Below are 12007 nucleotides of genomic sequence, written 5' to 3' on the forward strand. Positions count from 1 at the left end.
TGACGGTGCCCAGCGGATCCCGGGGCCGATGACACCGGGGCCGACGACGTTGCTCGGTCGAGACGTTGCTCAGTCGAGCAGACCGAGCTGCCCCGCGGCCCGGATCGCCAGCCAGACCTCGGCGAACGCGGCGGTGGAGGACAGATCGCGGCCGGTCAGCTCGCTGAAGCGGCGCAGCCGGTAGGCGAGCGTATTGGGGTGCACATGGAGCGCCGCGGCCGCCTCGTCCGTACGGCGGTCCCGCTCCATCCAGATGCGCACCGACGTCAGCAGCCGTGAGCCGTGGCCCGTGTCGTAGCGCAGCGCCTCGCCCAGCACATGCTCCACCAGGTCGGTGAGCGCGGCCGGGTCGTCGGGCAGCCAGCGGCCGGTGACATCGTCGCCGTACCGCACGAGGGCGCGGCCGGACGCGACGGCGTGGGAGGCCGCCCACAGCGCCTCGCGCTGGGAGATCCGCAGCGGGGTGCCGGGGCTGAACGGGCGGCTCATCCCGGCGGCCACGCCCGGCAGCGACTCGATCGCCTCCGCCAGATCGGGCGAGCCGAGCAGATAGCGGTCCTCGCCGCGCTTGAGCAGCAGACACGGCTGATCCTCCAGCGCCCGCAGCACGGCGTCCTCGGTGGCGCCCCTGACCACCGCCAGCACGGTCTCGCCCTCGATGGAGTGGCGCAGCAGATGGCGCCGTGCCACGGCGGGTTCGAGCGCGCCCTGGAGCAGTTCGGCGAGGATTTCCGCGCCCTCGCGGCGCAGCGTCTCCCGTTCGGTGCGCACCATGGCGAGCTGGAGGGCGGCCACCGTGGCGATGTGCTGCACCACGGCGAGCCCCGCCGGGCGTGCGCCCTCCCGTTCGAAGGCGATGAGGAAACCCGCCGGGCCACCGGGGGAGGGGACCGGGAGGGCGAAGCCACCGGGGATGGTCGGCGGGGCGTCAGCCGAGCCGGGGATCACCGACGCGTCGGGCGCGGGCACACCGGGCAGCAGTGTCCGGCCCTGGGGGGTGCACAGGTAGATGTCGTATCCGGAGAGCTTCTCCAGGCGGCTGAACAGCGTCGCGGTGTCCAGGTTCTCCGAGGTCAGCCAGCGCAGCGCGCCGAACACCTGAAGCTGGGCGCCCAGCCGGTGGCGGGCGTCCTCCTGCACCGCGGCGGCCACCTCCTGCGCCACCGCCATGAACGGCACGGCCAGCGGGATCTCCAGGACCGGCATGCCGCGCTCCTCCGCGGCGTCGAAGAACGCCCGGCGCAGCGGCGGCATCCGCAACTGGGCGGAGACGGCGAGGGCGGCCACCCCGGCGTCGTCCAGCCGCTCCAGATAGCCGCGCTGCCCGGCCGCCGAACGGGGCATCGCTATCCCCGTCGTCATGATCATTTCCGAGCCGAGCAGCCAGGGTGTGGGGTCGTCCAACTCGCTCACATGGGCCCAGGACACGGAGCGGTGCAGCCCGGCGCCGCCCGCGATCAGCCGTAGCTGGAGCGCCGGATACGACAGCAGATCGCCGACCGTCACACCCTGCTCTTTGTTGTTCACCACAAATTGAGCCTAACTCTTTGTCTCAGCAACGATTGTCGCGCGCTTCCTCCGCTGTGCAGACTCGCCCGACCGGACACCTCCGGCGCACATCAAGAAGGGACTGCCATCACCATGACCGAACCCCGAGGACCCGTCGACTCCTCCCGGGTCCCGCGCTTCGCCGGCCCGGCCACCTTCGCCAGGCTGCCCCGCCTCGACGAGGTGGCGGGGGCGGACGTGGCCGTGGTGGGCGTCCCGTTCGACGGCGGTGTCTCCTACCGCCCCGGCGCCCGCTTCGGGCCCGCCGCGGTCCGCGAGGCCAGCCGGCTGCTCCGCCCGTACAACCCGGGCCTGGACGTGTCGCCGTTCGCCACCCAGCAGGTGGCCGACGCCGGTGACATCGCCGTCAACCCCTTCGACATCGGCGAGGCCATCGAGACCATCCAGGACGCCGCGGGCCATCTGCAAGCCGACGGCGCCCGCCTGGTCACCATCGGCGGCGACCACACCATCGCGCTCCCGCTGCTGCGCGCCGCCGCACGGCGGCACGGCCCCGTGGCGGTGCTCCACTTCGACGCACACCTGGACACCTGGGACACCTACTTCGGCGCCGAGCACACCCACGGCACCCCGTTCCGCCGGGCCGTGGAGGAGGGCATCGTCGACACCTCCGCCCTCTCGCACGTCGGCACCCGCGGCCCGCTGTACGGCAAGGAGGACCTCACCGAGGATGAGAAGCTGGGCTTCGGCATCGTCACCTCGGCCGATGTCTACCGGCGCGGCGCCGACGAGGTGGCCGACCAGCTGCGCCAGCGCATCGGCGACCGGCCGCTGTACATCTCCATCGACATCGACTGCCTCGACCCGGCCCACGCCCCCGGCACCGGCACCCCGGAGGCGGGCGGTCTCACCTCGCGCGAGCTTCTGGAGATCCTGCGCGGACTGGCCGGATGCCGGCTGGTCGGCGCGGACGTGGTGGAAGTGGCGCCCGCCTACGACCACGCCGAGATCACCTCGGTCGCGGCCTCCCACGTCGCCTACGACCTGATCAGCCTGCTGGCCCTTCAGAAGAAGCGAGAGAAGACGGATGAGTGAATCCCCGGCACTGACCGAGGTCGAGAGCTACGGTGTCGAGCGCATCCCCGACGCGGACCGCAGCGCCACCCCCTTCGACCTGTTCCGCGTCGCGTTCGGCGGCGCCAACACCTTCGCCACCTGTGTGCTCGGCGCCTTTCCGATCCTCTTCGGGCTCTCCTTCTGGCAGGGCCTGGCGGCCACCCTGCTCGGTGTGGTGGGAGGCTCCCTGATCCTCGCCCCGTGCACGAACATCTCTCGGCAGCGCCCGGCACCACCACGGAGACGGAACGATGAGCGAGCTTCTCGTACTGCGCAACCACATCGACGGCGAGTACACCGACGCGGCCGACGGCCGCCGCCTCGAGGTCACCGACCCCGTCACGGGCGAGGTGTACGCCTCCTCGCCCCTGTCGGGCGCCGCCGACGTCGACGCCGCGATGGCCGCCGCCGCGGCCGCCTTCCCCACTTGGCGCGACGCCACCCCGTCCACCCGGCAGAAGCTGCTGCTGAGGATCGCGGACGCGGTCGAGGCCCGCGCGGAGGAGATCGCCGATGCTGAGTGCCGTAACACCGGAAAGCCGCGCGCCCTCACCCTCACCGAGGAGATCGCCCCGATCGTCGACCAGATCCGGTTCTTCGCCGGTGCCGCACGCCTGCTGGAGGGCCGGTCGGCGGGCGAGTACATGGAGGGCATGACCTCGATCGTCCGGCGGGAGCCGATCGGGGTGTGCGCGCAGGTGGCGCCGTGGAACTACCCGCTGATGATGGGCGTGTGGAAGTTCGCCCCCGCCCTCGCCGCGGGCAACACCGTCGTCCTCAAGCCGTCGGACACCACCCCCGCCTCCACCGTGCTGCTCGCGGGCATCATCGGCGACATCCTCGCGGAGATGGGCCTTCCGGCCGGCATCTTCAACGTGGTGTGCGGCGACCGCGAGACCGGTCGGCTGATGGTCGAGCACCCCACCCCGGCGATGGCGGCCATCACCGGCTCGGTGCGCGCGGGCATGCAGGTCGCCGCGTCGGCCTCGAAGGACATCAAGCGGGTCCATCTGGAACTGGGCGGCAAGGCCCCGGCGGTGGTCTTCGAGGACGCCGATGTCGCGGAGGCCGTGGCGGGCATCTCCCTCGCCGGATTCTTCAACGCGGGCCAGGACTGTACGGCCGCCACCCGGGTGCTGGTCCACGAGTCGGTCCATGACGCGTTCGTGAGCGCGTTTGCCAAGGCTGCCGCCGGGACGAAGACGGGCGGTGGCATCGATGACGAGGACGTGTTGTACGGGCCGTTGAACAACGCCGATCAGCTGGCCCAGGTCTCGGGCTTCATCGACCGGCTCCCGGCACACGCCACGGTCGAGAGTGGCGGCCACCGGGTGGGCGAGAGGGGCTTCTTCTACGCGCCCACCGTGGTCTCCGGGCTCGAGCAGGACGACGAGATCATCCAGAACGAGGTGTTCGGCCCGGTCATCACCGTGCAGCCGTTCTCGGACGAGGCGCAGGCGATCTCCTACGCCAACGGTGTGGAGTACGCCCTCGCCTCGTCGGTGTGGACCAAGGACCACGCCCGCGCGATGCGGATGTCCAGGGCCCTGGACTTCGGCTGCGTATGGATCAACACCCATATGATCCTCGCCGCCGAGATGCCGCACGGTGGCTACAAGAAGTCCGGCTACGGCAAGGACCTCTCCGCGTGCGGCTTCGAGGACTACACCCGTATCAAGCACATCATGACGGCCCTCTGAGATCGGTCGCCCTCCCGGCCGCCCGCCGACCGGCTGCCGCGGAGGGCGACCTGAGGGGGCGCGGGGCTGTGTCGATATGCGGCTCCGCCGCGTGGGCGATCGGCCACGACGGCGCCGCGGACGATCGACGGCGTGTCAGGGCGGCACCTCCGGCGGAGCGCTTAGTCTGTGGCGGCATGAGTGAGATGACACTGCGCCGGGCCCATGTCTCCGACCACGGAACCATCGTCGAGAGGGTGCGGCACTGGTGGGGCGATTCACGCACCCCCGTCCAGGCCCGTGAGCTGTCCCTGCTGCTGCCCAGGCTGTTTCTCCAGTTCTTCTCCGGCACCAGCCTGGTGCTGGAGGACGACGACGGGATCAAGGCGTTCCTCGTGGGCTTCCACGCCGCGGACAACGACCACGAGGCGTATATCCACTTCGTCGGGGTGGCCCCCGAGCTGCGGGGGCAGGGGGTGGGCCGCAGGCTCTACACGGCGTTCTTCGAGCGCGCCGCCGAGGCGGGGCGTCGGGAGGTGCATTCCATCACCTCGCCCACGAACACCGGATCCGTGGCCTTCCACCGGGCCATGGGGTTCACGCTCGAAGAGGGCGACCGTGAGGTCAACGGCTTTCCGGTGCACGGCGATTACGACGGCCCCGGACAGCACCGGGTGTGCTTCCGCCGGCACCTCGCCGTTCAGCCGTTCTGAGCTGGGAGCACACCGCTCGTTGTAGCGGTGTGCTCGGTGTGCTCCCAGCGTTGATGTCCATACGCGGGCGTACCCGAGGAGCACGAGAGGGCTTGACGGTGGTCGAGGGCTGCCCTATCACCGTATGGGAGCGCTCCCATACCTAGTGGACCGCCGAAAGGAAAGCCCATGGCACGCACCGGAAGACATCCGCTCGCCGCCCTGATCCCCTTGCTCGCGTTCCTCGCCGTCCTCGTCCCGCTCGGCGCCGGTACGGCCCACGCCGAGTCCAACGGCGGGGTGAAGGTCATGCCGCTGGGCGACTCGATCACCGACGGGTTCAACGTTCCGGGCGGTTACCGCGTCGGCCTGTGGCAGAAGCTCACGGCCGGCCGTTACAAGGTCGACTTCGTCGGCTCGCTCTTCAACGGCCCGGCGGGGCTCGGCGATCACGACCACGAGGGGCACTCGGGCTGGACGATCCAGCAGATCGACGACAACGTCGTCAACTGGCTGCGCACCCAGAACCCGCACACCATCCTGTTGCACATCGGGACCAACGACATCTACGGCAGCGACCCCGCCGGGGCCCCGGCCAGGCTTTCCACGCTGGTCGACCACATCACCGCCCAGGCGCCGAACGCGGAGCTCTTCGTCGCCACCATCACCCCGCTGGGCTTCATGGACTCGACCGTGCGGGCCTACAACGCGGCGATCCCGGGCATCGTGCGGAGCAAGGCCAACGCGGGCAAGCGTGTCCATCTGGTTGACATGTACAGCGCGTTGACCCCCGCGGACCTGGCCGACGGAGTGCACCCGAACGCCGGTGGTTACGACAAGATGGCCGACGTCTGGTGGCGGGGGCTGCTGTCGGTGCCGGGCAGCATCGGCACTCCTTCGTCCGCCACGCCCTCGTCCGGCACCGCCGGGTCCACGGCGCATGGCAACGGGTCGGCCGCACGGGCGGCATGAGCCGCCGTTCACCGTCACAGCCCCAGGAAGGACAGCCCATGAACCGCACCCCCGCGCCTGTGGGAACCACATCCACGCCCGGCCGACGCCGAAACACACCGAGGTCGATGGCCACGGCGTTACGCGGCTTACTCGGCGGCGTACTGCCGCTGCTCGCCTCACTGTTCCTGCTCGCACCGACCCCCGCGGCGGCCGCATCGCTCACCGAGGTGACGGGCTTCGGAAACAACCCGAGCAACCTCCGTATGTACGAGTACGTGCCGAACAACGTCGCGGCACGGCCCGCCGTTCTCGTGGCGGTGCACTACTGCACCGGCTCGGGCCCCGCGTTCCACTCCGGTACGGAGTTCGCCTCCCTGGCCGACCGGTACGGCTTCATCGTCATCTACCCCTCGGCCACCAGAAGCGGCGCCTGCTTCGACGTCTCCTCCCCGCAGGCGCTGCGGCACGACGGCGGCAGCGACCCGGTGGGCATCGTCTCGATGGTCCGCTGCGCCCAGCAACGCCACAACGCCGACCCCGACCGGGTGTACGTCACCGGCGCCTCGTCGGGCGCCATGATGACCAACGTCCTGCTGGGCGACTACCCGGATGTGTTCAAGGCGGGCGCGGCGTTCGCGGGCGTGCCCTTCGGCTGCTTCGCCACCACCGACGGATCCAGCTGGAACAGCGCCTGCGCCAACGGCACCATCACCAAGACCCCGCAGGCGTGGGGCGATCTCGTTCGCGGGGCCCACCCCGGATACCAAGGCGCCCGGCCGAGGATGCAGCTGTGGCACGGCACCAGCGACGGCACCCTGCGCTATCCGAACTTCGGCGAGGAGATCAAGCAGTGGACCAATGTGCTCGGGGTGAGCCAGACCCCCGCCTTCACGGACCGTCCGCAGTCCTCCTGGACCCGCACCCGCTATGGCGCCACGGGCAACCAGGCCCCCGTCGAGGCGATCAGCATCCAGGGCGCGGGCCACTCCCTCCCGACCGCCGGAATGGCCGCACGGGCCATCACCTTCTTCGGCCTGGACGCCGGCTGAACGGAGGTCAGTAGCCGGCAGGGAGAGCCGCGGGCAAGGCCATCAGGCCGGACCGCTTCCGCGACGATGCGGAAGCGGTCCTCCGCGCCCCCACGGTCCGCCCTCCGACACCCGCCAGAGAAAACGCGCCCCGGGATCGGCGGAATCGCCCCATGGCGAGTTGATTCTCTACCGGCCGAGGGTGAAGCGGCTGACGAGGTCGCGCTTGAGCACCTTGCCGCTGGGGCCCAGGGGGAACGTGTCGATGAACTCCACCCGGCGGGGGTACTTGTGCCCGGCGAGTCGCTCTCTGGCCCACGCCACGATCGCGGAGCCGAGTGCCGTGTCCGGAGCGGTTCCGGGGCGTGGCCGTACCACGGCGCACACCTCCTCGCCGTACACCTCGTCGGGCAGTCCGATGACGGCCACCTGGGCAATGGCCGGGTGGCGCATCAGTGCGTCCTCGACCTCGCGTGGGTAGACGTTGTATCCACCGCGTACCACCAGGTCCTTTTTGCGGTCCACGAGGGTGAGATAGCCCTCCGTGTCCTTGGCGCCGAGGTCGCCGGAGCGGAACCAGCCGTCGACCAGGACCTCGGCCGTGGCCTCCGGGCGGTTGAGGTATCCGGCCATCACATTGTGGCCGCGGATGACGATCTCGCCGACCGCGCCCTTCGGCAGCAGCTCGATACGGTCCTCCACCTCGGCCGCGGCGATCTCCGCCTCGACGCCCCAGATCGGGCGCCCGACCGTACCCGGTTTGCGTGGCCACGCCTTCTGGTTGTAAGCGACCACCGGTGACGCCTCGGTCAGGCCGTACCCCTCGTAGATCGGGCAGCCGAAGACCTCCTGGAAGTCCTCGAGCACCTTCACCGGGAGCGCCGAGCCCCCGGAGAAGGCGCGGTCCAGAGCGGGGCGGCGTGGGTCCTTGGTGGCGGCGTCGAGCAGGGCCAGATACATGGTGGGCACGCCCATGAAGACGGTGCACCCTTCGGTGACCATCAGGTCCAGCGCCCCGGGGCCGTCGAACCGGCTCATCAGCACCATCGTGCCGCCGGCCAGGAAAGTGGTGCCCATTCCGCAGGTCTGCCCGAAGGTGTGGAACAGGGGCAGACAGCCGAGCAGCACATCGTCGGGGCCGAGGTCGAACGGCGAGAGCATCGTGGTGCTCACGTTCATCACCAGGTTGAAGTGGGTGATCATCGCGCCCTTGGGCCGGCCGGTGGTGCCCGAGGTGTACAGGACCACGGCGAGGTCGCCGGGCTCGCGCGGAACGCAGCCGTCGATGGGCCCGGTGTGTTCGGCGAGGGCGTCCAGGCGCGGGCGGCCGCCGTGACGCTCCTCCAGAACGGTGATCACCGGAACCCCGGCCACCTCCGCGCCCTTGGCACCCTCGGTGAGCATCGGCGCCCCGCACACCAGCACCTTCGACTCCGAGTCGCGGAGCACATGGACGATCTCCTCGGCGCGCAGCAGACCGTGCACCGGGACGGCCACGGCGCCCAGGGCCAGCACGCCGTAGTACACCATCGGGAAGTGCGGTGTGTTCGGCAGCAGCAGCGCCACCCGGTCGCCGGGGCCGATGCCGTGGTCGCGCAGTACGGCGGCGTACCGCCGCGTGGCGTCCCACAGCTCGCGGTAGGTGATGCGCCGCGGGCCGAAGACGAGTGCGGGGTGGTCCGGGCGCCGCAGCGCGGACTCGGCCAGCACCGCCGCCGCGGTGAGCGTCATGCCCCGGTCCGCTCGGCGGCCAGCCGCTGCTTGTCGGGCTTGCCCGCACCGGTCAGCGGAAGGTCGTCATGGAAGGTGATCGCGGCCGGCACATGTTGGGGCGACAGCTCACCGGCCACATGGCCGAGCAGCGCGGCGAAGTCGGCCGCGCCACCGGGCCGGAGCACCACGGCGGCGTGGATGTGCTCCACCCGGTCCCCGTCGGCCACTCCGTACACCGCGGCCTGGGCGACATCGGGGTGGGTCAGCAACGCGTTCTCCACCGCGGTGGGATGCACCTTGATGCCGTTGGTCTTCATCACCTCGCCCACCCGGCCGTGCAGACGCACATAGCCACGCTCGTCGAGGGAGCCGAGGTCGCCGGTGTACACCCAGCCGTCGCGTACGCTCTCCGCGGTCAGCTCCGGCTCGCGCCAGTAGCCGAGCATGTTGAACGGCGACCGTACGCAGATCTCGCCGATCTCGCCCACCGGCAGATCGCGGTCGTCGTCCTGGTCGCGGACGCGCACCTCGGCGGTCAGCCGGCCGGCCGTCATCCGCAGCTCGGGGTCGAAGTGGTCCGGCGGGGCGAGCACGCTGATACCGCTGGTCTCGGTGGTGCCGTAGAACTGGAGCAGCACCGGGCCGAACACCTCGACCGCCTCGGCCAGCCGGGCCGGGGAGGCGGGACAGCCGCCGTAGGAGATGATCTGGATGCTCGACAGATCGGTGTCCTTGATGGCCGGGTGGTCCACCAGCATGTACAGCTGCGGAGGGGTGAGGGTGAGCGCGGACACCCGGTGGCGCTCCACCGCGCCGAGCACCGCGCTCGCGTCGAAGCCGTTGTGCAGGACCACCGTGCCGCCGGAGGCGAGGGCGAGGTCGGCGCCCGAGCCGTTGGAGTGGCTCACCGGCAGCGTCGACAGGTAGGTGATCGGTCCGGGCGCGTCAAGTCCCGCCCGTAGATAGAGAGTTCGGACCCGGAAGGGAAGTGTCACACCCTTCGGGGTGCCGCTGGTGCCACTGGTGAACAGCACCACGGCCGGACGTTCGGGGTCGGTTTCCATGACCTTCAGATCGACGGCGTCAGCGTCGCCGGTGGTCAGGTCCAGCACATCGGGGCCGAAGGAGCCCAGCGCGGCGAGCCGGGGCGGCTCCGGCAGCCGCTCGCACAGCTCCCGGGCCAGGCCCAGGTTCTCCTCGTCGACGGCGAGGAACGTGGCGCCCGTCCTCTTGAGGATCTCGTACCGCTCGCGGGTGGCCAGCTGATCGGTGGGATCCACCGCGTTGGTGGAGTGCAAATGGACCACCGTGGCGCCGATCAGGTTGGCCGCATAGCGCAGAATGATGGTGGCCGGGGTGTTGGCGACCGTCAGCACGGCCACGACCGGAATTTCATCTTCCACTATCTGGCGGCGCAGGAATTCCGCGGCCGCGGCCACGGTCCGGGTGAACTCACCGGCGGTGAACCGCTCATCCTCCCGGAGCAGGGCCACCCGCTCCGGATCGGCGGATAGAGCCTCGAGGACCCGTCGGACGTAATTGTCGGTCGGAGACATCGAAACTCCAGTTCGCCGTGTGCCGATGAGTTCAAGGTGCCGTTTCCCGCTGAAGGATGACACCCCGCCCTCGGCATGGCAACCTTCTTCCAACCGCCCGTCACTTTCTTGCCGTGAAACCGGGTTGGGTGTGCGGAGGTTGCCTTTCGGCATACCGATTGACGGTCGGCCGCATGTAGATTGGCGTTGGCGGGGGGCCGACACGGCTCATCCCGTTTTCTGCGCGCTCCCCAAGTAGCCGAAAAGCGAAGTGAGTGGACGTGACGACCCAATATCTGGACATGTTTTCGCGCCTCACCGAGGGTTCTGACGGTGGCAAGAGAGAGTTCCTGGAGATCGGACGGCTCGCCGGTCAGTTCCCCGCCGCCAGCGTCAGCGGCGTAGAGGACGCCTCCCGCATCAGCGTCTGGTGCAGCAACGACTACCTCGGCATGGGCCAGCACCCCGCCGTCCTGGACGCCATGAAGGAAGCCGTCGACCGGTACGGGGCGGGCGCCGGCGGCTCGCGCAACATCGGCGGCACCAACCACTACCACGTGCTGCTGGAACAGGAGCTCAGCGCGCTCCACGGCAAGGACGACGCCCTGCTCTTCACCTCCGGCTACACCGCCAACGACGGCGCGCTGTCGGTCATCGCGGGCCGTATGGAGGGATGCGTCGTCTTCTCCGACGCGCTGAACCACGCCTCCATCATCGACGGCCTGCGCCACAGCGGTGCCCAGAAGCGGATCTTCCGGCACAACGACACCGCGCATCTCGAAGAGCTGCTCGCGGCCGCCGACCCCGACGCGCCCAAGCTGATCGTGGCCGAGTCCGTCTACTCGATGAACGGCGATATCGCGCCACTCGCGGAGATCGCCGACATCGCCAAGCGCCATGGCGCGATGACCTTCCTCGACGAGGTGCACGCCGTGGGCATGTACGGCCCGCAGGGCGCGGGCATCGCGGCACGCGAGGGACTGGCCGACCGGTTCACCGTCATCATGGGCACGCTGGCCAAGGGTTTTGGCACCAACGGCGGGTACATCGCCGGCCCGGCCGAGGTGATCGAGGCCGTACGGATGTTCTCCCGCTCCTTCATCTTCACCACCGCGATGCCGCCCGCCGTGGCCGCGGCAGCCCTCGCCGCCGTCCGTCATCTGCGCTCCTCCGAGGCCGAAAGGCAACGGTTGTGGGATAACGCACAGTTGATGCACCGACTACTGAAGGAGCGCCGGATCCCCTTCATCTCCGACCTGACCCACATCGTGTCCGTGCTGGTGCGGGAGGAGACCATGTGCAAGCGCATGTCCACGGCGCTGCTGGAGCGGCACGGCGTCTACGTACAGGCGATCAACGCGCCGAGCGTACGGGCCGGTGAGGAGATCCTGCGGGTCGCGCCCGGAGCGGTGCATTCCACCGCCGAGGTGGAGATGTTCGTGAGCGCCCTTGACCAGGTCTGGGAGGAGTTCGGCGGCCCCCGTGCGGAGGCCGAAATAGAGTTGCCCAATGAGGGCGACCAGGGTTAGGCACAGATGACACAAGGCATGTCGATCTTGCTTGACACGCCTTGGCGGCGAGAGGTTTGATGACACCACGCGAACAGCTGGGCGATTCTTGAGACCCGCTTGCGTAACGGGGAGCTCGGGGGAGCAGTCGCTTTGGTGTCGCGTCGACGCAGCACGCTTTGGCACGGTGCGAACGGGCGGAAACGGGGGTTTCGGGGTGACGCTTGCGTATGTCCTCGACGGTGGTATGAACGATCAGCCGGGAGCCGGCGC

At 69.8% G+C, this 12007-nt stretch carries 8 protein-coding genes and 2 pseudogenes; 7 read left to right on the forward strand and 3 right to left on the reverse strand.

Annotated features, from left to right (window positions below; translation table 11 throughout):
* Positions 1-69 precede the first annotated feature (69 nt).
* Complete coding sequence (locus tag NQU54_RS29965) at positions 70-1530, reverse strand: PucR family transcriptional regulator (RefSeq protein WP_257633778.1); 1461 nt, start codon at positions 1528-1530, stop codon at positions 70-72.
* A gap of 111 nt (positions 1531-1641) precedes the next feature.
* Between NQU54_RS29965 and speB the strand changes: the two genes are divergently transcribed.
* The 6 genes and pseudogenes from speB to NQU54_RS29995 form a co-directional block, all read left to right on the forward strand.
* On the forward strand, positions 1642-2604 hold the full coding sequence (gene speB, locus NQU54_RS29970) for an agmatinase (protein ID WP_174884425.1): 963 nt from the start codon (positions 1642-1644) through the stop codon (positions 2602-2604).
* A pseudogene (locus NQU54_RS29975) lies at positions 2597-2827 on the forward strand (cytosine permease); the annotation flags it as partial. The gene speB and the pseudogene NQU54_RS29975, both read left to right, overlap by 8 nt.
* Positions 2828-2876: 49 nt before the next feature.
* Positions 2877-4325, forward strand: a complete 1449-nt coding sequence (locus tag NQU54_RS29980) for a gamma-aminobutyraldehyde dehydrogenase (protein WP_257633779.1) — start codon at positions 2877-2879, stop codon at positions 4323-4325.
* Positions 4326-4501: 176 nt separating this feature from the next.
* Complete coding sequence (locus NQU54_RS29985) at positions 4502-5017, forward strand: GNAT family N-acetyltransferase (protein WP_257633780.1); 516 nt, start codon at positions 4502-4504, stop codon at positions 5015-5017.
* Positions 5018-5185: 168 nt separating this feature from the next.
* Positions 5186-5968: an SGNH/GDSL hydrolase family protein gene (locus NQU54_RS29990; RefSeq protein WP_257633781.1), complete on the forward strand. Its 783-nt coding sequence runs from the start codon at positions 5186-5188 to the stop codon at positions 5966-5968.
* A 107-nt stretch (positions 5969-6075) separates the two neighbouring features.
* Positions 6076-6996, forward strand: a pseudogene (locus NQU54_RS29995) (extracellular catalytic domain type 1 short-chain-length polyhydroxyalkanoate depolymerase); the annotation flags it as partial.
* 171 nt (positions 6997-7167) lie between these two features.
* Here the strand turns inward: NQU54_RS29995 and NQU54_RS30000 are convergent.
* Together NQU54_RS30000 and NQU54_RS30005 are read right to left on the reverse strand one after the other, a co-directional pair.
* Positions 7168-8709 carry a long-chain-fatty-acid--CoA ligase gene (locus NQU54_RS30000; RefSeq protein WP_257633782.1) on the reverse strand — a complete coding sequence of 514 codons (1542 nt, stop codon included), beginning with the start codon at positions 8707-8709 and terminating at the stop codon, positions 7168-7170.
* Positions 8706-10247 carry a class I adenylate-forming enzyme family protein gene (locus NQU54_RS30005; protein WP_257633783.1) on the reverse strand — a complete coding sequence of 514 codons (1542 nt, stop codon included), beginning with the start codon at positions 10245-10247 and terminating at the stop codon, positions 8706-8708. The genes NQU54_RS30000 and NQU54_RS30005 overlap by 4 nt, the downstream gene beginning before the upstream one ends.
* Positions 10248-10528: 281 nt before the next feature.
* On the opposite strand from NQU54_RS30005, the gene hemA reads away from it, so the two are divergent.
* Positions 10529-11755 carry a 5-aminolevulinate synthase gene (gene hemA / locus NQU54_RS30010; protein ID WP_257633788.1) on the forward strand — a complete coding sequence of 409 codons (1227 nt, stop codon included), beginning with the start codon at positions 10529-10531 and terminating at the stop codon, positions 11753-11755.
* Positions 11756-12007: the final 252 nt, after the last annotated feature.

This window comes from Streptomyces malaysiensis subsp. samsunensis (assembly GCF_024519315.1).
GTDB lineage: Bacteria > Actinomycetota > Actinomycetes > Streptomycetales > Streptomycetaceae > Streptomyces > Streptomyces malaysiensis.

What these genes read in the sequence shown, in the direction of transcription:
- NQU54_RS29980 (WP_257633779.1), top strand. Translation starts at nt 2,877, where the DNA reads ATGAGCGAGCTTCTCGTACTGCGCAACCACATCGACGGCGAGTACACC.
- speB (WP_174884425.1), top strand. Translation starts at nt 1,642, where the DNA reads ATGACCGAACCCCGAGGACCCGTCGACTCCTCCCGGGTCCCGCGCTTC.
- NQU54_RS29990 (WP_257633781.1), top strand. Translation starts at nt 5,186, where the DNA reads ATGGCACGCACCGGAAGACATCCGCTCGCCGCCCTGATCCCCTTGCTC.
- NQU54_RS30000 (WP_257633782.1), bottom strand. Translation starts at nt 8,709, where the DNA reads ATGACGCTCACCGCGGCGGCGGTGCTGGCCGAGTCCGCGCTGCGGCGC.
- hemA (WP_257633788.1), top strand. Translation starts at nt 10,529, where the DNA reads ATGTTTTCGCGCCTCACCGAGGGTTCTGACGGTGGCAAGAGAGAGTTC.
- NQU54_RS29985 (WP_257633780.1), top strand. Translation starts at nt 4,502, where the DNA reads ATGAGTGAGATGACACTGCGCCGGGCCCATGTCTCCGACCACGGAACC.
- NQU54_RS30005 (WP_257633783.1), bottom strand. Translation starts at nt 10,247, where the DNA reads ATGTCTCCGACCGACAATTACGTCCGACGGGTCCTCGAGGCTCTATCC.